This window comes from Streptomyces sp. NPDC043738 (genome assembly GCF_056436545.1).
Window position 1 is genome coordinate 20,413 of record NZ_JBWKCJ010000036.1, and the last position, 22,685, is coordinate 43,097.

The 22,685-nt window shown below is 71.5% G+C and carries 14 protein-coding genes; 8 read left to right on the forward strand and 6 right to left on the reverse strand.

Going from position 1 to position 22,685, the window contains the following annotated elements; translation table 11 throughout:
- The first annotated feature begins 278 nt into the window (after positions 1-278).
- Positions 279-7,994, forward strand: a complete 7,716-nt coding sequence (locus AC0680_RS32950) for an SDR family NAD(P)-dependent oxidoreductase (protein WP_478636200.1) — start codon at positions 279-281, stop codon at positions 7,992-7,994.
- Between the two features lie 19 nt (positions 7,995-8,013).
- Here the strand turns inward: AC0680_RS32950 and AC0680_RS32955 are convergent, their stop codons facing one another.
- The gene (locus AC0680_RS32955) at positions 8,014-8,805 is read right to left on the reverse strand and encodes an SDR family NAD(P)-dependent oxidoreductase (RefSeq protein WP_478636203.1); all 792 of its coding nucleotides are present in this window, start codon (positions 8,803-8,805) and stop codon (positions 8,014-8,016) included.
- Positions 8,806-8,965: 160 nt separating this feature from the next.
- On the opposite strand from AC0680_RS32955, the gene AC0680_RS32960 reads away from it, so the two are divergent.
- Entirely contained in the window at positions 8,966-9,532 is a 567-nt protein-coding gene (locus AC0680_RS32960; RefSeq protein WP_478636206.1) for a TetR/AcrR family transcriptional regulator, read from the forward strand.
- Between the two features lie 57 nt (positions 9,533-9,589).
- On the opposite strand, the gene AC0680_RS32965 is transcribed toward AC0680_RS32960, so the two are convergent.
- On the reverse strand, positions 9,590-10,450 hold the full coding sequence (locus AC0680_RS32965; protein ID WP_478636208.1) for a haloalkane dehalogenase: 861 nt from the start codon (positions 10,448-10,450) through the stop codon (positions 9,590-9,592).
- 125 nt (positions 10,451-10,575) lie between these two features.
- Positions 10,576-11,397 (reverse strand): SDR family NAD(P)-dependent oxidoreductase, encoded by an 822-nt coding sequence (locus tag AC0680_RS32970; RefSeq protein WP_478636211.1) that lies wholly within the window; start codon positions 11,395-11,397, stop codon positions 10,576-10,578.
- A 96-nt stretch (positions 11,398-11,493) separates the two neighbouring features.
- Here AC0680_RS32970 and AC0680_RS32975 point away from each other — a divergent pair, with 96 nt between their 5' ends.
- Complete coding sequence (locus tag AC0680_RS32975) at positions 11,494-11,913, forward strand: MarR family winged helix-turn-helix transcriptional regulator (protein ID WP_478636214.1); 420 nt, start codon at positions 11,494-11,496, stop codon at positions 11,911-11,913.
- Between the two features lie 115 nt (positions 11,914-12,028).
- On the opposite strand, the gene AC0680_RS32980 is transcribed toward AC0680_RS32975, so the two are convergent.
- Complete coding sequence (locus AC0680_RS32980; protein ID WP_478636217.1) at positions 12,029-12,760, reverse strand: glycosyltransferase family 2 protein; 732 nt, start codon at positions 12,758-12,760, stop codon at positions 12,029-12,031.
- Positions 12,761-13,100: 340 nt separating this feature from the next.
- On the opposite strand from AC0680_RS32980, the gene AC0680_RS32985 reads away from it, so the two are divergent.
- The 5 genes from AC0680_RS32985 to AC0680_RS33005 all read left to right on the forward strand — a co-directional run bounded on the left by AC0680_RS32985 (position 13,101) and on the right by AC0680_RS33005 (position 20,397).
- Positions 13,101-13,814, forward strand: coding sequence for a hypothetical protein (locus tag AC0680_RS32985; protein WP_478636220.1), 714 nt, complete (start codon positions 13,101-13,103; stop codon positions 13,812-13,814).
- Positions 13,811-15,100: a sensor histidine kinase gene (locus tag AC0680_RS32990; RefSeq protein ID WP_478636223.1), complete on the forward strand. Its 1,290-nt coding sequence runs from the start codon at positions 13,811-13,813 to the stop codon at positions 15,098-15,100. The genes AC0680_RS32985 and AC0680_RS32990 overlap by 4 nt, the downstream gene beginning before the upstream one ends.
- Before the next feature lie 732 nt (positions 15,101-15,832).
- Positions 15,833-17,053 carry an acyltransferase family protein gene (locus AC0680_RS32995; RefSeq protein WP_478636226.1) on the forward strand — a complete coding sequence of 407 codons (1,221 nt, stop codon included), beginning with the start codon at positions 15,833-15,835 and terminating at the stop codon, positions 17,051-17,053.
- A gap of 516 nt (positions 17,054-17,569) precedes the next feature.
- Positions 17,570-19,717, forward strand: a complete 2,148-nt coding sequence (locus AC0680_RS33000) for a prolyl oligopeptidase family serine peptidase (RefSeq protein WP_478636315.1) — start codon at positions 17,570-17,572, stop codon at positions 19,715-19,717.
- 155 nt (positions 19,718-19,872) lie between these two features.
- The gene (locus tag AC0680_RS33005) at positions 19,873-20,397 is read left to right on the forward strand and encodes a Rieske (2Fe-2S) protein (RefSeq protein WP_478636318.1); all 525 of its coding nucleotides are present in this window, start codon (positions 19,873-19,875) and stop codon (positions 20,395-20,397) included.
- Between the two features lie 57 nt (positions 20,398-20,454).
- Here AC0680_RS33005 and AC0680_RS33010 read toward each other — a convergent pair whose 3' ends face one another.
- Together AC0680_RS33010 and AC0680_RS33015 are read right to left on the reverse strand one after the other, a co-directional pair.
- Positions 20,455-21,195 carry a class I SAM-dependent DNA methyltransferase gene (locus AC0680_RS33010; protein ID WP_478636229.1) on the reverse strand — a complete coding sequence of 247 codons (741 nt, stop codon included), beginning with the start codon at positions 21,193-21,195 and terminating at the stop codon, positions 20,455-20,457.
- 182 nt (positions 21,196-21,377) lie between these two features.
- The gene (locus AC0680_RS33015; RefSeq protein ID WP_478636232.1) at positions 21,378-21,878 is read right to left on the reverse strand and encodes an RICIN domain-containing protein; all 501 of its coding nucleotides are present in this window, start codon (positions 21,876-21,878) and stop codon (positions 21,378-21,380) included.
- Positions 21,879-22,685: the final 807 nt, after the last annotated feature.

Consider the following 22,685-nt stretch of genomic DNA (forward strand, 5'->3'; position numbering starts at 1 on the left):
TTCGATGGCGGCGCGCGCGAAAAGGGCGCCCGCGCCCGGCCTTCGAGCCGTTCACGTCGAAATGGGCACGAGCCGTTGACGGAATGCCGGAGGTGTGACTTCATGAGGTGACGGGTCTCCTCGGCGCCTCTTCCATGCCGGGATCAGCGCACCGGCTCATGTGACGAGTGCCCGAAAGCATGGACGCGCAATACGCGATCTCTCCGAATTCCTACACCAAGTTCCTCAGCCATGGTGACCGCAGGCCGCTGGTCTCCCTGGAGGAAAGTGGGTAGTTCATGCCTGACGACAAGAGAGTGCCACCGGACCGGGCGATCGCGGTCGTCGGGGCGGCTTGCCGCCTGCCGGGCGGCATCAATGATCTCGACGAATTGTGGGTCGCTCTTCAGGAGGGCCGTGAGGTGGTCGGCAAAGTGCCGGCGGACCGCTTCGAGGCCCGTCGGTTCGTCGACACGTCGATGCCACGTGCCGGCAAGAGCTACACGGCCGCGGGCGGATTCCTTGCCGACATCGCCGGTTTCGACGCGGCCTACTTCGGCATTTCGCCGAAGGAGGCCGCTCACATGGATCCCCAGCACCGGCTGCTGCTGGAACTGGCCGTCGAGGCACTGGACGACGCCGGTATCGCCGCCGAACGACTGGCGGGTTCTGATGCGGCTGTGTACGTGGGGGTGTCCGACACCTCTTACGGTGCCCTGCAGATGGGGATGCCGGAGGCCGTCAACGCGTACACGATGTCCGGTGGCGCGTCCTCGATCGCCGCGAACCGGCTGTCCCACTTCTTCGACCTGCACGGTCCCAGCATGGCGGTGGACACCGCCTGTTCCTCGTCCCTGGTGGCTCTGGACCGGGCCTGTCGCACCCTGCTCGACGGCAGCAGCCGGGTGGCGCTCTCGGCCGGTGTCAACGCGCTGCTCAGCCCGTACCACTACGTGGGGTTCTCGCAGGCGGCCATGCTGTCGCCGACCGGCCGATGTGCCGCGTTCTCGGCGCATGCCGACGGGTTCGTACGCGCCGAGGGCGGTGGCCTCGTCGTCCTGAAGAAGCTGGCGGACGCCGTGGCCGACGGCGACCGGATCCACGGGGTCATCCTGGGCACCGCGTCCAACAGCGACGGCAGGACCATGGGACTCGCGCTGCCCAACGCGGACGCGCAGGAGGACCTGCTGCGCTCGGTGTACGCGCGGGCGGGCGTGGCGCCGGACGAATTGGTCTACCTGGAGGCCCACGGCACCGGCACCCTGGTGGGCGACCCGCTGGAATGCCGGGCCGTCGGCCGTGCGCTGGGCATGCGGCGAGCCGGCGGGGCACTGGCGATCGGCTCGGTCAAGAGCAACGTCGGGCACCTGGAGCCCGCTTCCGGGATGGCGGGGCTGCTCAAGGCGCTGCTCGTGCTCCGGCACGGGATGATCCCGCCTTCCCTCCACACCTGTCCGCCCAACCCCGACATCGACTTCGCGGGGCTCAACCTCGCCCCCGTCACCCGCTGCCGGCCCGTGGACGCTGTCGACCGGCCGGTCGTCGGAGTCAACTCCTTCGGCTTCGGCGGCTCCAACGCCCATGCCGTGCTGACCTCTTCGCCGGCACCGCCGCCCGCCGCACCGGAGAGCTCCGGTGCCGAGGGGGCGGCGGGGCACGCGGAGGCGGCGTACCCGGTGATCGTCTCCGCACGCACGCCGAAGGCCCTGGTCGAGGCCGCGTCGCTGCTCGCCGACCGGCTGCGGACCGCCACCCCGCGGGAGTTCTACGACATCGCCTACACCACCTGCCGGCGCCGCGGTACGCACCCGCACCGCGCGGCCGTAGTGGCCTCTCGCCGCGTCGCCGCCGAGCGGCTGCACGCTCTCGCCGGGCCGCGGCCCGGCCCCGGCGAAGCGGCGGACGCCCCGCCCACGACGGGCGAGCCGGGGCGGCGCGGGCTCGCCGCTGCCCCGCGCGAGCGCGACTGCTCGATCGGTACCACCGTCCGGGCCGTCCGCCATGGGCGGATCGCCTTCGTCTTCTCCGGCAACGGCTCACAGTGGGCGGGCATGGCGGCCGATCTCCTCGCGGGCAGTGCGACCTTCCGCGAGGCCCTGGCGGCGGTCGACGCCGCCCTGGCCCCGCTGCTGGGCTGGTCGGTCACCGAGGAGGTCACCGTGCCGGCGGACCGAACGCGTCTCGGGCGCACGGAGATCGCCCAGCCGCTGCTGTTCGCCGTACAGGTCGGCGTGGTGCGGATGCTGGAGGAACGGGGCGTCCGCCCGCACAGTGTGCTGGGGCACAGTGTCGGGGAGGTCGCCGCCGCGCATGTCGCCGGGGCGCTCGACCTGCGGCAGGCCGCCCAGGTGATCGCCGAGCGCAGCCACTGCCAGGCGGCCACCGCGGGCAGCGGCCGGATGGCCGCCGTCGCGCTGCCGCCGGCGGAGGCCGAGGAGGCGGTGGCCGCCTTCCCCGGGGTGGAGGTGGCGGCGGTGAACAGCGGCCGCGATGTGACGGTCGCCGGACCGGCGGCCGCCGTGCGGGAACTCGCCGAGAAGCTGACGCGGCGCGGTGTGGGCTGCAAGGAACTCGACCTGGACTACGCCTTCCACAGCGCGGCGATGGACGGGGTCGAGGAGCCGCTGCGCCGCGGGCTGGCCGGCCTGCGGCCCGCGGCCACGAGGGTGGCGATGGTCTCGACCGTGACCGGTGGCCGGATCGAGGGCCGCGGCCTCGACGCGGACTACTGGTGGCGCAACGTCCGTGAGCCGGTCCGGTTCGCCTCGGCGGTGGAACGGGCGCTCGACGACGGCGTGGACGTCCTCGTGGAGATCGGGCCGCACCCCGTCCTGAGCTCGTATCTGCGCCGGATCGCCAACTCCCGCCCCCGGACGGTGATCGCGGTGGCGGCGACACTGCGGCGCGGTCTCGACGGGCAGGACGCGATCCACCATGCCGTGACCACGCTCATGGCCGAAGGCGCCCGGCTGGACTGGAGCGGGTACTTCCCGAGGCGGGGCCGGGTGGCGCAACTGCCGGCGTACCCGTGGCAGCGCGAGCGGCACTGGAGTGGCACCCCGCAGACCTGGTTGCGCACCAGTGGCTCGGGCGAACTGGATCATCCGCTGCTGGGCGAGCGGCTGCCGTCCCCGATACCGACCTGGCAGGGGGCCGTCGAACCCGCGCTGGCGCCGTGGCTGGCCGACCACCGGCTGGCGGGCTCGGTCGTGTTCCCCGCGACGGCCTACCTGGAGATGGCGATGGCCGCCGGCCGCCTCACCCTCGACACGGCGGCGGAAGTGGACTGTCTGGAGATCACCCGCCCCCTGGTCGTGCCCTGGGCGGAGGCCTGCAGTGTCCGCGTCCAGCTGGCCGTCACCCCGGACGACGGTCTGGTGAGCATCACCAGCACCGACGCGCAGGCCCGACGGCCGCGCCAGCACGTACGCGCACGGGTCCGGGCCCTGGTCGGCCGGCCGCCGGCGGACCTCGACGTCCCCGGCGTACGAGCACGCTGCCCGCACCCGGTGAGCGGGGCGGAACACTACGAGACGGTGGAGCGCGCCGGTCTCCACTACGGACCCGCGTTCCAGGTGCTGCGCGAACTGCACGTGGGCGACGGCGAGGTACTGGCGGCCTACCGGCACCAGGCGCCCGGCGAGGAGTACGTGGCGCACCCCGCCCTGCTGGACGGGGCACTGCAGGCGGGCGCGCCGCTGATCGGAGCGGACGTGGCGGCCGGCACGGTGTATCTGCCGGCCGCCGTCGGAGCCGTCCGCGTGTGGCGCACGCCGGCTGCGACCGGGTGGATCCATGTCCGGCAGCGCGCGTTCTCGGCGGGTGAGGCGTGCTGGGACATCGTCGTCACCGACCAGGACGGAACGGTCAGCGTCGAACTGCTGCGCTGCCGGCAGCGCAGGCTCGCTGCCGCCGGCCGCACGATGCTGACCACGCATCACACGGAGATGCGCGCCCTGCCCGGCGGCTGCGAACCGGCCGTGGGCGAGCCGCCCGCGGCCCCTTCGGACATCGCGGCGGCGGCCGCCGGCCGTATCGCCGCGCTCCGCGCGGACTGGCACGAGATCCACCGGTCCCCCCGCGAGCAAGGGCACGAGAGCGGCTATGCGCGGTTCGTGGCCTTGTTCAAACGGGCCGCCGCCCATCGCCACGCGGCCGTCGTCGCGGACCTGCTCACGGACGTCACCGCCCCCTTCGAGGTGGCCGACCTCATCGCCGCGGGCATGGCCCCCCGGCGCAGGCCCTACCTCATGTGCATGATCCCCGAACTCGTCCGGCACGGACTGCTGGAACAGGACGGCGAACGGCTCAGGCTCACGCGGCCGGCCTTCGACGACCGGGAGCTGCTGCGCCGGCTGACCCTGGACTTCCCGCAGGCGTCCGTCGAGAGCCGGCTGGCCATCAGCGGCCTGCGGGAAGTGCTCACCGGCGACGGCCGGGACCCCCTCGAAACCCTGGTGTCCGACGGCATCCTCACCGACGTGGAGCAGCTCTACGACACGGCCGTCACCCTTCGTTTCCACAACCGGGTCGCACAAGCCCTCCTGCGGGAGACGGTACGCAGATGGCCCGCCGACCGGCCCCTGCGCGTCCTGGAGGTGGGGGCGGGCACCGGCGGCATGACCGCGGCCCTGCTTCCGCTGTTGCCGGCGGAGCGTACCCAGTACGTGTACACCGATGTCTCACCGGGCTTCCTGGCGCGCGCCGAACGCCGCTTCGCCGCATACGACTTCGTCGCCTACCGGCCCTTCGACCTCGATGCCGATCCGGCCGGCCAGGGGCTGTCCGAGGCGGGCTTCGACCTCGTGATCGCCGCCAACGCCCTGCACACCGCGAAGCACCTCGCCTCAGCGGTGCGCCGCGTCGCGACCCTGCTGGCGTCCGGCGGACTGCTGCTGGGGATCGAGAGCCACGATCCGTACCTGCTGGCGCCCTACTTCGGCACCCTGGACGGTTTCTGGGACCGCGCCGACGTCGAAGAGCGCCCGGATTCCCCGCTGTTGCCCGCGGACCGGTGGCCCGCTCTGCTGGAGCGGTGCGGCTTCACGGACATCGTCCGCACCGGCGACGACACGGACCCCTGCCGCGGGGACTTCTCCGTGCTCCTCGCCGCCGCCCCCAGGCGCACGGTCGTGGCGCCGCCGCTCCCGGCGGGCCGGCCGGGCCGCCGGTGGGTCGTCGCCGCCGAGACGGCCGCGGAGCTCGGCTTCGCACGGAGCGTCGCGGCGCTTGTGCCACCGCCGGACGGCGGCGGCGCAACACCGGTGCGCCTGCTGGCGGAAGGCCCCGTCGACTGGGCGGCGGAGTTCGGGGCGGACGGGGCGGACGTCTGCGTCATCCTGGGCGAGGACGCCCGGCCGGACCCCGCGCGGGCGGTGGTACGGGCGACCCGGCGCGCCGCCCTCATGCGTGCGGTCACCGCTGCCTGCGCCCACCTCCCGGACGGCGGACATGCCTCCCTGACCATGGTGACCCGCCCCAGCGGGGCACTGCCCCCGCCCGAGCGTGCCCTGTCGCCCCAGGACGCCGCCGTGTGGGGCATCGCGCGGGCCCTGGCCAACGAGGAACCACGGCTGTCCGTCCGCGCCGTCTCACTGGACCGCGGCGGCGAGACCCTCACCGCCAACGCCCGCCGTGTCGCCCGCGAGCTCCTCTCGGACCATGCCGAGACCGAAGTCGTGATCACCGCGAGTGGCGGCAGATTCGTGCCCCGTGAGCTGGCGGTGCCCGCCGCCGGCCCGACGAAGGCGGCCGCACCGGTCGCGGACGCGTTCGCGCTGGACGTGCGCTCCCCAGGGCTCTCCTACCGGCTGGCATGGGTGGAGAACACGCCCGTCACGCCGGGCCCCGGGCAGGTGGCCGTCGCCGTACGGGCGGCCGCCCTGAACTACCGGGACATGATGCAGGCGGTGGGACTGCTGCCGACCGAGGCGATCGAAGGGACGTACAGCGAAACGGGCCTCGGCCTGGAGTGTGCCGGCATCGTCACCGCCGTCGGCCCGGACGTCACCGGCTTCCGGCCCGGCGACCGCGTGTACGGACTGGCGCCCGCCACCCTCGCTTCGCACACCGTCACCGCCCACCAGGCCCTCGGACACATCCCCGAAGGGACGGGCTTCACCGAGGCCGCCACCCTGCCCGTCGCCTTCGCCACGGTGCACTACAGCCTCGACCGACTGGCCCGGCTCCGCGCCGGGGAGACGGTACTGCTGCACGGTGGCGCGGGCGGAGTCGGGCTCGCCGCCCTCCAGTACGCGCACAGGTGCGGGGCCCGCGTGATCGCCACCGCGGGCACTCCCGCGAAGCGGGAACTGCTGAGGCACCTGGGCGTCGAGCACGTCCTGGACTCCCGCAGCCTGGAGTTCGTCCCCGGAGTCATGGCGGCCACCGGCGGGCAGGGGGTCGATGTCGTCGTCAACTCCCTGGCGGGCGAGGCGATCACGCGCAGCCTGGAACTGCTGCGCCCCGGCGGCCGGTTCGTCGAGCTGGGCAAGCGCGACATCTACGAGAACAAACCGCTGCTCCTGCGCCCCTTCCGCAACAACATCGCCTTCTTCGGCGTCGACCTCAGCACCCTTGCCTTCGACCCCGTCCACGGTGCCGCGCTGTTCGCGGCCGTCACCGAACGCGTACGCGACGGCTCGTACCGCCCGCTTCCGCACAGTGTGTATCCCGCCGCACGCGTGGCCGAGGCGTTCCAGCTCCTGCAGCACTCCCGCCACGTGGGCAAGGTCGTCGTCGCATTCGACCCGCTGGACGAACCCGTCCCCGTCGAACGGCGCGTGCCGACGCCGCGCCCGGACCCTGAGGGTACGTATCTGGTCACCGGAGGCCTCGGAGGCTTCGGCGCCGCGAGCGCGGGCTGGCTCGCCGAGCGGGGCGTGCGCCACCTCGCGCTGGTCGGCCGCCGCGGCGATCAGGCGCCCGAGGCCCCGGCCGTGCTGGCCGAACTCGCGGCGCGCGGCGTACGGGCCACCGCGTACGCCGCCGATGTGACCGACCTCCCGGCCATGCGGCGCGTCGTCGAGGACATCGACGCGGGCGGCCACCCGCTGCGCGGCGTCGCCCACTGCGCGATGCGGCTGGAGGACGATCTGCTGACCGAACTCACCGACGAACGGTTCGCGGCCGCGCTGTCCCCGAAGGCGGCGGGTGCCATGGTGCTGGACCACCTCCTCGACGGACGTGAGCTGGAGATGTTCCTGACGTATTCGTCGGGCACGACCGTCCTCGGCAACATCCGCCAGGCCAACTACGCCGCGGCCAACCTCTGGATGGAAGCCCTGGTCCGTCACCGCCGCGGCCGCGGGGCCACTGGGCAGGCGATCGCCTGGGGCGCCATCGGCGAAGCCGGCTATGTCGCCCGCAACGAGCTGACACAGACACTCGCCGTCGCCGGGATCGAACCCGTATCGCTCCACGAGGCCTTCACCGCCGCCGATCTGCTGACGGGCAGTGGCCTGGGAGTGGCGGGTGTGGGCCGTTACAACTGGGGGCGCATGCGCCGTCTGCTGCCCGGTCTCGCGGCGCCCCGGCTCTCCCTGCTGTGCCCCGAACACATGAAGGAAGCCGACTACACCCGGGAGGAGATCCTGCGGGCACTCGCGGCGATGTCCGTCCAGGACGCGTCGCGCGCCGTGGCCGATGCGCTCGCGCATCTCATGGCCGAGGTCCTGCACATGGAGGCCGAGGAACTCGATCACCATCGGCGGCTGGACGAGTACGGCCTGGACTCACTGATGATCGCCGAGCTGCTGGTCTCCGTCCGCAGGCGCTTCGACATCGACATCCCGCCCATGGAACTCCTGCGCAGCGGCGGCACCATCACCGACATCGCGCATCTGGTCCTGCTGCGCCTCGGCCTCTCGGGGGATTCCGGGGCGGCTGCCGGCGACGGCACGACCGCGCCCGCCTCCTCCGCCGCCCCTGACGACACGGCATCCGCACCGTCGTCCGCCACGCGGACCGTCCCGGTGAATCCGCCGAACCCGCCACCACGCCAGGATCGATCCTGAGCAACGTGCCGCCCGGCGGCTACCGCCTGTCCCGCTGGGCCGCCACCACCTCGCGGATGGTGCGTTCGGCACTGGAGCCGCGCTGCACCTTCTCCGCGAAGCCGGGGAACTGGCCGGCGATGGCGCTGAGCGCCTTCAACTCCACCGGCGCGACATTGACTTCGCACAGATCACGCTCGACGGCCCGGACCACCCCCGTCACCACCTGGTCCGGGGAGACCGTGCGCACACCGGCCGGCGGGGTCGCGCCCGTGGCGGCGAACATCCCCGCGTCGCGTACGGCGCCGGGCTGGACGAGGGAGACCCCCACCCCCGTACCGTGCAGGTCCTGTCGGAAGGCGAGCGCGAAGCCGCGCAGCCCGAACTTGGTCGCGTTGTAGAGCGAGGAGTGCTTGGTGGCCGCCTTCCCGGAGATCGATCCGACGAGCACGATCTGGCCCCGCCCCGCCTCGACCATCCGGGGCGCGAGCGTGCGGGCCAGCATGACGGGGGCACGCAGGTTCACGGCCAGTGCGCGGTCGATCTGCTCCGGCGTGTAGTCGAGCAGGTCGCCGCTGGAGGGCAGAGCGGCGTTAGCGATCAGGATGTCCGGGTCGGGGCATTCCGCGGTGAGGTGGTCGACCTGGGCCGGGTCGGCGAGATCGGCGGCGACCACTCGGGCGCCGAGCTCGTCGGCGAGCGCCTCCAGGGCATCGGCGCGGCGCCCGGAGAGGACCAACTTGGCCCCCTTGGCAGCCAGACCGCGGGCTATGGCCTGACCGATGCCGCCCGCGGCCCCGGTCAGGAGAACGGTTGATCCTGCGATGCGCATGCGGCGACCCTTCCCGAGAACTGTTCGTTCGAACGAACAGTATGGAGGGCGGACAGCCCTGTCAACGGGCGGAATCTCCACTTGAGGGCGGTGCGCACCGATACGAGCGGCCCTGGCCCTTCCTCCTTGCCGGCCGGGCGCCGCTGGCACAATGACTGCTATGTCCAAGCACCCCGGAACCCGGCAGAGCATCATCGACGCCGTCCTGCGCGTCATCGGTGAGGACGGCGTCGCCGGGGTCACCAACCGGCGGATCGCCAAGGAGGCCAAGGTCTCCCTGGGTTCGGTCACCTACCACTTCGCGACCCAGCACGAGATGCTGCGGGAAAGCCTGCTGCACTTCGTCGCGGAGGAGACCCGGCGCCTCACCGAGCTCGCCGCCCAGTGCCAGACCGACGGAATGGACGCCGATCGGGCCGCCGCCACGGTGGGCCAGGTCGCCGGGGGGACGCCGTTCGACAGCAGGCACATCGCGCCCTTCGAGCTCTACATCCAGGCCGGCCGCGACGAACGTCTGCGCACCGCGGCCGACCAGTCCTTCGCGGCGTACGACCGGCTGGCCGCCCGGGTCCTCACCGGGCTCGGCGTGCCCGACGCCGAGCGGCTGGCGAGCAGCGCCGTCGCGCTGATCTTCGGACTGCAACTGCGCAGCCTGGCCACCGGCCTGCCCGCCGAGGAACTCCTCGACGCGCTCATGCTGCTGGCACGCGGGGCGCAGCACTCCTGACCGATCGGGCCGCGGAAGACCGTCATCCGGCTCCGAACATGATCGGCCGGGCAGGTCCTAGAGGAATCGCTCGGTGATGGCTCCGGCGATCACGCCGGGCTCGTGTTCGGGGATGTAGTGCCTGGCGTCGGGCAGCTGGACGACCTTGTGGTCGGCGAAGGTGTCGCGCATCCGCGGCAGGCACACCGCGGGACGGAAGGCCATGTCCTTCATTCCCCAGACCAGCAGGGTCGGCTTGGTGCCGAGTCGCGCGGGCACGTCCGCAGCCAGCCGCTCGAGCAAGGGGCGGGCAGCCAGGATCTGTTGGGGCATGACGGCGATGCCGCGCCTGGCTTCGGGTGACGGCTGCACCTCGCGGTAGTGATCGGCCTCGGCGGCGCTGAGCTTGTTCCGCAGCTCACCGAGCAGGAAACGCTCGACTATGAGGTTGTTGCGCAGGATCCGCCGCTGCATCGGCGGGCTTCCCATGACCCGGCCGAAGGCCTTCATGGTCCAGGCTTCCGCCGGCCAGAACAGGGTGTTGCCGAGCGCCAGCCCACGAACCCGGTCGGCTCGCTCGGTGGCTACGGCGGTGCCGACCGGTCCGCCCCAGTCCTGGCCCATGACCACGAACTGGTCGAGCCCGAGGTGATCGACGAGTTCGCCGACGACGGTGGCGTGTTCGGCGATGGTGTAGCCGTAGCCCGGCGGCCGTTCCGACAGGCCGAAGCCCGGATAGTCGACCGCCACGCAGCGGAACCGGTCGCGCAGCTCGCGGATGATCTTGCGATAGAGGAAACTCCACGTGGGGCTGCCGTGACAGAACAGGATGGGGATCCCGGATCCCTCGTCCACGTAGTGGATCCGGCCGGCTGATGAATCGAACCAGCGGGATTCGAAGGGGTAGAGGGCTTGATCCGGGGTGAAATCGATCAGCATCGCGCCGTCCTGTCCGAAGGCTTCGGGCCAACCCTACGGCCGAATCGAGCACGGTTCGGCGCCTTCGGCGGATGTACCGGTGAGCTGCTCACGACGGGCTGACGGCGGGGGGAAGCCGACAGCTCCTAGGCGACCCACGCGCCGGTCGCGGTCTGCACGGCCGCACCGTCGAGGTCCTTGAGCTTCGCCCCGACGAAGTCGCGCGCGACGTCCGAGGTGAGCACGCGGAAGGCGGGCCGCTCGGCCGCCAGCAGTTCGACCATCCGCGCCGCCACGTCCTGCGGCGTCTGCGCGTTGGCGAAGGCGCCGCGGGTGCGGTCCAGGTAGGCGGACAGTGCGGGGGCGTACGGCCCGGCCTGCTCCAGCACGTCCTCGCCGACGCCCACATTGCTGACGAGCTCGCTGGCCACCGCCCCCGGTTCGACCACGCTGACGGACACGCCGGCCGTCGCCGCGACCGGCGCGAGGGACTCCATGAAGCCCTCGACCGCGAACTTGGCGGCACAGTAGGCCTCGTTGAAGGGCTGGCCGATCACGCCACCCACACTGGTCACGGTCACCACGCGACCCTCGCTTGCCCGCAGCAGGGGCAGGGCCGCCTTGGTGACGTGCAGCACGCCGAAGAAGTTGACCTCCATGACGGCCCGCACGTCCTCGACGCTCTCCTGCTCCAGCGTGCCGAGGTGGCCCGCGCCGGCGTTGTTGACCAGCGCGTCCAGCCGGTCGAGGCCGGCCAGGCATGCCGCGACCGAGGCCGGGTCGGTCACCTCCAGCGTCCGGACGTCGAGGGTGACCCCGGCCTCCTCGGCCGCCGCCAGCAGCGCGCCCGACCTGGTGGTGTCGCGCATGGTGGCGATCACGCGCCAGCCGCTCCGCGCCGCGGCGACGGCGGTGGCCAGGCCGATACCGGAGGAGGTGCCGGTGATCAGGACGGTCTTGGTGCTCATCTTCAGCGACCCATCTACTTATGGTTCATAACTAAGGTTGCCCATAACTATGGGGTCGACTATTTCACTTGTCAAATACATCGGTAGACTGGCGCCATGTCCCACGCACCGGATGAGCTGACCAGGGAGATCGTCGGCCTGTTCGCGGCCATCAACCGCCGGTACGGCCAGGAGTCGGAGGCCGCCGCGACAGCCCACGGGCTGACCCCGCTCCAGGCCAAGGCGCTGCTCGCCGCCGAAGAGCCGGCCCCGATGCGCCACATCGCCGACCGGCTGCACGCGGAGCCCTCCAACGTGACGACGATCGTCGACCGGCTGGAGTCGCGGGGCCTGGCCGAGCGCAGCCCCGACCCGGGCGACCGCCGCGTCAAGCGCGTCGCCGCCACCGAGGCCGGCCGGGCCGTCGCCGTCGACCTCCGCACCCGCATGCCCTTCGCCGCCGCCCCGCTGGCCCGGCTCACCGCACAGCAGCGCGAGACCTTGCGCGAGTTGCTGCAACTGGTCCTGGACACCTGACGAGCGGTGGTTCACGGTCGGGTCGCCACCGAGGATCGAGCACCCGACGAACTACCGCCGCGGACGAGCCCTCACCCACGCGCCCCGCCGGGGACGCGCGCCGGTGACGGTGTCCCTACCGCCACTTCCAGCCCGACTCCCGCAGGGCACTGGCGCGTTGCAGGAGCGCCTCGATCCGAGTGGCCGCTTCGGTCGGTTCCCAGTAGCGATCGGATGCGGTCGTCTGGCGGGGATGCTTGCGGTAGAGGACGCTCGGCTCCGCTATGAACTCACCGGGTGCCACGGCCTCCGCGGCAAGGAGCAGAGCGACCGTCTCGGCTCCGGACAGCGCCTGCCAGCCGCCCAGCGCCAGCACCAGGCGACGGTGCGCGGCGAAGGTGGTCGCCTGAACGGACAGACGCCGCTCCAGCATCTCGCGATAGAGGCGGGCGGGCTCCAAGGGGCCGTCCGGAGGGTCGCACGGACCAGGCGCCGTGCTCCCGTCCTCGTGGAGGTCGATACAGGCCGATACGCACCAGGGAACACGTTGCAGGGTCTCGATGTCCCGCTCCAGCGCCCCCGGCAGCAGTACGTCGTCCGCGTCCAGCGTCCGAATGAGGTCCCCGGTCGCCCGCGTCAGGGCGTGTGTGCGGGTCACCGCTATGCGCGCGCGCAGTCCTGTCCCGAGTCTGATCCTGGGGTCGTCGGGCAGGCTGCGCGCGGGGATACCCGAGGTGCCGTCCTCCTGCACACACCACTCCCATTCCCAGTCATCGGGGAGCTTCTGTTCGCGCAGGGATTCGTAGGTGTCACCGATGAAGTGGTGGCCGCCTTCGTGTACGGCGGTGATGACGCTGATGGTTCGCATGGAACGGGTCCTGTCGGAGAGGGGTTATCCCGCCCGCGATCATGACATGGTCAATGGCCAAGGTTTCACTCTCGGTGCCGTGCGCATCCGCCCGGCCGTGAGCCCGAAGAGACTCCGCCCAACGCCCTCCACTCGACAGGGATGCCGATCGCCGGGCGGCTCCGGGCGAGCCGACGGGGCTCGCCTCCAGGGGTGCGCGACTCGAACGGGCGAACGAACCGGCAACGGCACTGTGTGCCCATCTACGGGCCACCGTTACGCAACCGCCGGATTGCCGTGATGCGGGGCAGGGAACATCATCGTCCCCGTGCACTGCCGCCCCGCGCTGTCTGGAAGTCCCGTGCCCCTGCTCCGTTCCCTGCCGCTCCCCCGCCGGGTACGGCCCGCCTGGTTCGCTCTTTCGGCGGCGGGCGCGGCGACGCTGCTGGTGGCGGGGTGTGCGGGGACCGGGCAACCGAAGGGCGCGGGGCGGACCCCGGTCGCCTCGGCTCCCGCACGGCTGTGGCCCGACCGGCCGCCCGCGCCCCCGCCGCCGCCCGACAAGAGCGGCCAGGACGGACCGTCACCCCTCCCCGGTCTGCCCCACGTCCCTTCCGGAAACATCCGTACCCTGGGCGCGATCGACGTCGTCGAGGCGCAGATCGCCGAGGACGCCCGCCGGCAGACGCCGGCCTTCGACAAGGCCACCGAGCGCAGGATCGCGCGGTGCGCTACCGAGCCGAAGCGCTGTCCCGTGCGGGACGCCGAGTACCAGGACCTGACGCACGACGGGAAGGACGAGCTGATCGTCGGCATCGAGGGGAGCGAGCACACGGTCGCGGTATGGGCCTACATGATCCGGGGCGGGGTGGTGAACCGGATCCTGGACACCGCCGGCACACCGCTGTCGGTGGAGGTGTCGGACGGCGACCTGATCATGCGGGAGCCGACCAGCTCGTCCGGGTACGAGATGCGCACCGTCCACTCCTGGGACGACAAGCAGCAGACCATGGAGATCCGGGCGATGGAGTTCGACCGGGCGGTCTCCTCCCCCGTGCCGAGGCGTAGGCCGTGAACACCGCCCGGCGGCGGGCCGCACTGCGGCTGCCTTCCTGGACGGCGACCCTCTACTGGAAGTTCGCCGTCTTCATCACCGTCATGTGCTGCACCCTCGCCGCGCTGCTCGGCATCCTGGTGCACGTCCTGGTCGGCCAGCAGACCGAGAGCCAGGCCCGCGGCGCCGCCCTGGACGAACTGGACGGCGCGGTGGCCACCTACGTCGCCGGGGAGCCCCTCGGCCGCAATGCCGCGGTCGATCCGCCGGACCTCCCCCACAGCCTCCGCGAGATGGCCGTACACCACAAGGAGCGCGGCACGCAGCTCGCGGACCACCAGGGCCGGCCGGCGATGTGGGCCGTCGCCCCCGTCGACGGCGGCCGGGCGCTGGCGGTACGCCTGGACTACGGCGACCGGGCCGCCGCCATCCGCGGACTGGACCGGGCCATCATCGGCTCCTCCGCCGCCGCGATCGGCGTCACCCTGCTCGTCGGGCTGTTCGGCGTCTCCCGCATCACCCGCCGGCTGCACCGCACCGCGCGGGTCGCCCGCCGGATCAGCACCGGCGACCTCGACGCACGGGTGGGCGACCCCCGCACCCTGCGGCCCGACCTCGCCCAGGACGAGGCCGCCGCGGTGGCGGCCGCGCTCGATGCGATGGCCGCCACCCTGCAGAACAAGCTGCACAGCGAACAGCGCTTCACCGCCGACGTGTCCCACGAGCTGCGCACCCCGCTCACCGGACTGCACGCGGCCGCCGAGCTGCTCCCTCCCGGCCGTCCCACGGAGATGGTGCAGGAGCGCATCCAGACCATGCGCCGACTCACCGAGGACCTGCTGGAGATCTCCCGGCTCGACGCCCAGGTCGAACGCGCCGACCTCGACATCCACCAGCTGGGTCCGCTGGTCGAGCGCGCGGTGCGGGCCACGAGGCTGGCGGCGGACGTCGACGTCATCCGGGACGCCCGCGTGGAGACCGACCAGCGCCGGCTCGAACGCGTCCTGGGCAATCTGATCACCAACGCCCACAAGCACGGCCGCCCGCCGGTGGTGCTGACCGTCGACGGCCCGGTCGTCACCGTGCGGGACCACGGCGACGGCTACCCGGACGACCTCCTCGACCACGGCCCCCAGCGGTTCAAGACCCGCGCGGGCGGCAGCCGCAAGTCCGGCCACGGCCTGGGCCTGACCATCGCCGGCGGCCAGGCCCGGGTCCTCGGCGCCACCCTCTGCTTCTCCAACGCGCCCGGCGGCGGCGCGGTCGCCACCCTCCGCCTGACGCCCGAGCGGCAAGCGCAGGAGTAGGGCGCCACGACGCGCTCCCCCGGCCCTGGGGGACGATGGCGGGAACGGCGCGCCGTGCATGCCGATGAGCGCGCGGCGCGCGGCCGGGAACCGAAAAGCCCTTTCCGGACTGAACCGAACGCCTGGGCTTCCCGTCTTCCCACGCGGCAACCGAAACCGATGAATCACCTGACCTGACGATGCGCATGTACGCCGCCGAACGCACCACAGGCGGTACCTCCGTCGGCGCTCCCTGACGCCCCCACAGCGAGGGAACTCCCCCACGTTCTGCGCCATATGACTCCGCGTTAACCCCCCACTAAAGGTAGCCCGATGCAACGAACGTTTCGACGTGTGAGCGTCGCCGCAGCCCTCACCACACTCGCGGCCGCGATGCCGATAGTCGTAGCCAGCCCGGCGGAAGCCTCCGCCAAACCCTGCGCCGCCTACCTGAAGTCGCAGGGATATGCCGTAGGGTCAAGAATTCACCATGCCTGTCAGCCTGGGAACGGCTGGTTGGCGAAGCCGGCCTGCGTCGTGCAACTCAGCCGGTTGGGCGTGACGATGCGGCAAGCCGTCAGCGCCTGTGACAGAGCGACACATTAGCGAATACCGAGCTGACCACCCCAGGGGATGCAGCGGGACTCGTGCGCGGGTTCCCGTCGCGCCGGCCGTGCCGTGACCCGCCATCACGGCATCAGCACGCGTCCCTTCTTGCTGAAGACTCTTTGAGAAAGAACAAGGAATCGCAGTATGCGCTTCGTCGCGCCACCCGTCTCTCCGACAACCCTGGAAAAGGGGCCGGGGCCGCCCAGGCTCTATGTTCTCGACGGGTTGCGCTTCGTGGCAGCGCTGATGGTTCTGTGCTACCACTACATAGCGCTGCGCGACGGTTGGGGCCGAGATCCCAAGGCCTTCTCACCGGAGCTCTACCATGTCGCGCAGTTCGGCTGGCTGGGCGTCGAGGTCTTCTTCCTGATCAGCGGATTCGTCATCTGCATGAGCGCATGGGGACGTCCGCTCGGCGATTTCGTCAAGTCGCGGGTCGCCCGCCTCTATCCCGCGTATTGGGTCGCCGTCATCATGACGGCGACCGTCCTGACGCTGTGGCCACGCGTGCGCAGCGCGGACAGCCTGGAGACCGTGCTGACCAACCTCACCATGCTGCAGCAGGGCGTGGGAGTGTCCGACGTGGATGACGTCTACTGGTCGCTTTTCGTGGAGCTGAAGTTCTATCTCCTCTTCGCGCTTGTCGTGTACAAGGGGGTCACCTACCGCAGATGCGTACTGTTCTGCGGCCTGTGGACCGTGGCCGGCGTCATCGCGTTCAAGGCCGAGAGCAACTTCTTGTCCGTGTGGGCGGTCGCCCCGTACTCCCCCTATTTCATTGCGGGAATCGCCTTCTACCTGATGCATCGCTTCCGGCCGACCCTGCTGCTGTGGGCGATCGTCGCGGTGGAGTTCCTCCTGGCCCAGCACTACGTGCGGGGACGCCTGGTGATGAACCTGGGCGACAAGGCCGCGGTGACGGACACCTGGCCGGCGCGCCTGGGAATCATCGTCGCTTTCGCGCTCATGGCGGCCATCGCTCTCGGCGCGTTCGACAAGGTGCGCTGGAGCTGGCTGAGCACGGCCGGATCCCTGACGTACCCGCTCTACCTTCTGCATATGTACATCGGATTCACGCTGATCGACCTCATGCGTGACCGGATGTCCGCTCCCGTTCTGCTCACGGCGATCGTCACCCTCATGCTGCTGCTCTCGTATGCCGTCAACCGACTGGTGGAACGACCCGTGGGCAACTGGTTGCGCGACGGGATCGAAAAGGGAATGCAGGAGATGCGCCGCGGCTCCCATAAGGAGCAGACCGACCTACGGTCCTGGCGGCGAGGGGACCGGCAGGTCGGCGCCGTGGAGAAGGGGGGCGCCGGCGTCGCGGAGAAGGAGGACGCCGGCGTCGGCACACGTACCTGACGGGACGGCCGAACAAGACCGAAGACAGCGGCAGAAAGCCGCAGGAAGCCGCATCGCTCCAGGCCGGAGGGGCGGGTCCGGTCGCTTTCCCCTGCTCCCGGCACTCGCTCACCAGCTGATTCGTGCTGCGTGATTCGTGCTGCGTGATATAAGTACCGAGGTCGTCGACCTCGAAGACGCCCCGGAGCGATCTCGACGATTCCCGGGGGCGGTCCGCCCGCACGCAAGGGCGTGACACAGCGGGTCGTCATGACGTCGGTCGACATCCCCGCAGGCCACGGCGGCTTTCCGCCGGTCGTCCCCCCTTTTCCGCCCCGGTCCGGTACCGGCCCGTTGCGCTGCGCGGATACGGGTCAGATCCCCCTTCTCCAGGGATCTTCTCCGTGCCTACGTTGTCTCGGGCGAGCGCGGGTGCGAGCGCCTGTCGGAGCGCAGTACCGGTACACCGCAGCACTGGATCCCACTCCCTTGGAGGACAGCATCTTGGACGCCAGCACCGTGAACTCCGCACCCCCCGTGAGCTCCGCGGGCTCTTCGAGGTCCCGGGACTCTGCCGCATTCCCACGGCAGTTCGCCCGCACTCGCCGCTTCTCCCTGGGGGTGCCCCGGCACTTCACCGTCTCCCCCGACGGCCGCCGCGTCCTGTTCGTCCGTACGGGTTCGGGCACCGACCCGGTGGGCCGGCTGTGGCAGTACGAGGACGGCACGGAAAGGCTGTTGGCCGATCCGGGGCTCCTGACAGGGGCGGCGGCCGATGCCGTGCCGGAAGAGGAGCGGCTGCGCCGGGAGCGGGCCAGGGAGCGCTCGGCGGGGGTAGTGTCGTACGCGGCCGACGACGCCGTCCGTCTCGTGGCGTTCGCGCTGTCCGGCGCCCTGTGGGCGGTGCGCACGGACGGCGGTGCACCGTTCCCGGTCCCCGCGGCCGGCCCGGTGGTCGATCCCCGGCCCTCCCCCGACGGCCGGCACATCGCGTATGTGAGCGGTCGCTGCCTCCACGTCGTCGGCCTCGCCGGCGGCGACCGCCGACTGGCCCGCGCGGAAGGACCGGACATCTCCTACGGGCTGGCCGAGTACGTCGCGGCCGAATCCATGCATCGGATGCGCGGCTACTGGTGGTCGCCGGACAGCGCCCACCTCCTGGTGGCCAGGGTCGACACCGGTCCCGTGGCACGGCGCTACCTCGGCGACCCCGCCGATCCGGCGAAGCCGCCGCGGGTGGTCGCCTATCCCGCGGCGGGCACCCCCAATGCGGAGGTCACCGTGCGGCTGCTCTCCCTGACGGGTGAGCGGGTGGACGTGGCATGGGACCGCGAGGAGTACGAGTACCTCGTCGACGCGGGCTGGGACGCACACGGCCCGTTCCTCGCCGTCCAGAGCCGCGACCAGCGCACCCTGCGGACACTCGCGGTCGACCCGGCGACCGGGGCCACCGAGGTGCGGCACGAACGGACCGATGCCGCATGGGTGGAGCTGGTGCCCGGCACTCCCGCCCGTACCGCCTCCGGTGCACCGGTGCTCCCCGAGGACGACGGCGGCACCCGGTTCCTGACCGTCGGCGGTCGGCGGGTCACCCCGGACGGGCTGCAGCTGCGCGCGGTCCTGGGGGTCGAGGGCGAACAGGTGCTGTTCACCGCGAGCGAGGACCCGTTGGAGACCCATGTGTGGCGCTACGGTCCCGGCCACGGCATCCGGCGGCTGAGCCGGGGCCCCGGCAGGTACGCGGGCGTGGCGCGGGGCGGCACGGTCGTCCTGGCGGGAGTGACGCCGCAGGGCGACGAGGTGCGGGTGGTCCGGGAAGCGGAACCGGCGGCGGGTGCGGGGACGGGCGACGGCGCGCCGGACGGGGTGATCACCTCGCTCGCCGAGGAACCGGCCCTCACCCCGCGGCCGCTCCATCTCACGCTGGGCGACCGGCAGTTGCGCGGTGCGCTGTTCCTGCCGTCCTGGCACCAGGAGGGCACCGGCCGGCTGCCGGTGCTGCTCGATCCGTACGGCGGGCCCGGTATGCAGCTGGTGGGGCGGGCCCGCGGGTGGTTCACCTGTGTGTCGCAGTGGTTCGCCGAGCAGGGCTTCGCGGTGCTGGTGGTGGACGGACGTGGGACGCCCGGACGGGGTCCGGTCTGGGAGAAGGCCGTGCACGGCGACCAGCTCACGCCGGCGCTGGAGGATCAGGTGGACGCCCTTCAGGCGGCCGGGGCGCGGTGCGCCGACCTGGATCTGACGCGGGTGGCGATCCGCGGCTGGTCCTTCGGCGGGTTCCTGGCGGCGGCCGCTGTGCTGCACCGCCCGGACGTCTTCCATGCCGCGGTCGCCGGCGCCCCGCCCACCGATCAGCGGCTGTACGACACCCACTGGAAGGAGCGGTTCCTGGGCCACCCACAGGAGCGGCCGGAGAACTACGCGCGCTCCTCTCTGGCCGGCCATGGCCACCTGCTGAGCCGTCCGCTGCTGCTCGTCCACGGGCTCGCGGACGACAACGTGGCGGCCGCACACACCCTGCGCTTCTCGGCGGAGCTGCTCGCGGCGGGCAAGCCGCACAGCGTACTGCCGCTGCCCGGCGCCACCCACGCACCGGCCGACGACACGGTCAATGAGCAGCTGCTCCACTTCCAGCGGGACTTCCTGCTCGACGCGTTGCGCGGGCGCGCGGGAGAGCCCGCCTAGGCAGGGAACGCGTACGGCGTTGAACGCCCGCGGCCGCCCCTCCGTATGGATCTGTGCAACGTCCTTGGAGCACATCGCGCACCGAAGGCCCCACCAGGAACCGGAGGCACACCATGGCCGGACACGCGGCATCACGACAGATCCAGACCGAAGCGATGACGGCGGAGGAGGCGGGCGCGGCGCCGGCCGGCCAGAAGACGGCGGGACGCGGGGCGACCCGGCGGAACGTCGTCGCGGCGGTCGGGGCGGCCGGGCTGACGGCGGCGCTCGCGGCCTGCGGCAACGGCATGGCGGGCGGCGGCAGCTCGGCGGACCCGGGCGCCGGCGGCGACCCCGCGGACCCGGGCGCCGGCGGCAGCGGCAGCGGTACGGCGGGCGCGGGTGCGGGCACGGGCGGCGCGCTCGCCAAGACCTCGGAGATCCCCAAGGGGGGCGGCAAGATCTTCAAGGCCGAGAAGGTCGTCGTCACCCAGCCGCAGGACGGCGAGATCAAGGCCTTCTCCGCGGTCTGCACCCACGCGGGCTGCCTCGTCGGCGAGGTCACCGGCGGCACCATCAACTGCCTGTGCCACGGCAGCAAGTTCGACATCACCGACGGCAGCGTGAAGGACGGTCCGGCCACCAAGCCGCTGGCGCCCGCCAAGGTGAACGTCAAGGGCGGCTCGGTCACCCTCGGATGAGGGCGCGGCCGCCCGGCCGCCTGGGCTCCAGTGGTCGCCGCGCGACGAGGGGCCGCCTCAGGCGGGCTTGCGCCACACGGAGATGTGCTTCGCGGAGTCCTGGGTGAACGGCGACCCGTCCCAGTCCGCGACCCGTCGTTCCGGTTCGAGCCCCGCGATCCGTGCCATCAGGTCGAGCTCCGCAGGCCAGGCGTACCGGTGCCGGGAGGCAGCTCGGCGGTAGCGCCCGTCGTCGCCGTCGCGCGTGAGGTGGTGCGAGACGAGAACCTGCTCGACCAGGTCGAAGGTGTCGAAGCCGAGATGCCGTTCGGAGACGTCGAACGGCACGGCGACCTGTCCGGGCGGCAGGAACCGCAGCGGCGGCACGCCCAGCTCGATGACGAATCGGCCGCCGGGCGCCAGGTGACGTGCGGCGTTGTGGAAGCAGGCGACCTGCTCGTCCTGCGTGAGCAGGTTCGTGATCGTGTTGTAGACGAGATAGACCAAGGTGAACTCGCCGGGAACGGTGGTCGTGGCCATGTCTCCGATGACGACCGGGACCGTGTCCTCGTCGATCTTGCGGCGCAGGACCGCTGCCATGTGTGCGGACAGTTCGATGCCCACTACTGGCACGCCGTGTTCCCGGAGCGGGATGCCCACGCGTCCGGTTCCGATGGCGAACTCCAGCGCCGGGCCGTCTCCGGCGAGTTCGGCGAGGAAGGCGATGGTCGGGAGGAGAACGGCGGCCGAGGACATCTCGGTCTCTTCGGCGTCGTAGCGGTCGGCGGTCGCACGGGTCCACAGTTCACTGCTCGTCACGGCCCGCCACCTTGCCGGGCACGGCGGGTCGCTGTCGACTCAATTACGAGGCGGGCCCCGAGCCGAATCCGGCCCGGGGCCCGCCCCTGTTCACTGCCCGCTGCCCGCTGCCCGCTGCCCATTCATGCGTTCACCACCGGCGGATCCGGCCGGTTTCCGCTGTGCCGCCCGGGCTCTGCCGCCTATCCGATCAGCGGAATCCACCGCTGAGCGTCGGCACCGGTGCACGGCGCGAGCGCCACGCTGTTGCGCTCGCCTTCGTCGGCAATGCAGCCCCGGGCGAACTTACGGCTGACGAACGTGGAACCCTCGTCCCTGTTGGCGTAGTCCCAGTACTGCGCCTGTACGGCAGTGTTGCAGTTCTCCAGCGCCACCTGCTGCCCTATGCCCTTGGCCGTCACACACCGGCCGGCGTGATGCGCGCTCTCCAGCTGGTAACCCTGGAATCTTCCGACTCGCAGGTAGAAGTCCTGAGTTCCGGAGGCGTCCGCCGACCAGGCCTTGATGGTGTCATTTCCAAACGCGTCGAGATTTCGGTCGCTCCCGACGTCCTGGAACGTGTACCGGACGTCCGGACGGAATGTCGCGGGGGACGCCGCTTGGGCACTTCCGCTGGTCAGCAGCCCTGTGCCCAGCAGAGCCGATACGGACAGAACGGCAGCGATGGCCTTGCGAGTTGCCACGATCTCCTCCTGGCTTCATGACGTCTGCACGTCACACGAGAAGTTGACTGTGCACCGTGTTTGCACTTCCCCGAGGCATGTGCCTCGCAAAGCAACCTACGGCCGGGCATATCCCTCCGGAAGGTGGAATCCGGACGCTGCGCAGACCCGGACGTTTTGGGTTTTCAAGGGATTTGCATTCCCGCAGGATCGAGCCGAAGTCAAGCAAGCCATGAGACCACTTGTGCAGTGTCCGTAAGCGGTGCAGAGGGTCAGGCCATAGTCCCGGGAATTCCCGCCACTACCCGGATGTCAGTAGACGGATACGCCGGGACGTCGATAGGGAGCCGACAGGGCCGGTGGCGAATACAGGGCAGCGGAAGGGCCTGGCCGTAAAGCCGGAGCACGGCCGCTCATCCCCCGTTCTCCACATCAGGCCAGGCCTCCTCTCCCGCTCCCCCGGCACTTCGGCGCGATTCGGCGAGCCGCCCCATGGCCGAATCCCCCAGGATCCCCACGGTCACGATCACACCCCGCGGGGGCGGGGGCGCACACTCGGGCCGCGGAGGGGCCAGGACGGACAGCGGCGAAGTGTGTCGACACGGGGGCACCGAGGGAAGCTGCGGACGTCGCCCAGATCCCGGAAGGGTTACCGGGACCCCGCCGTGGAGTTCGTGATGGGTGACGAGGGGGCGGCTCGTGCGGTGCTTCATCGTGGCGGCCACGCCGGCCGGGCTGCGGCCGGTGCGCAGCGTGGCGCGGTGGGAGCGCGGCCGGACCGACCTCGGCGGGGACGTACCGCTGCCGCCTTCCGGGCCGACCGAAAAG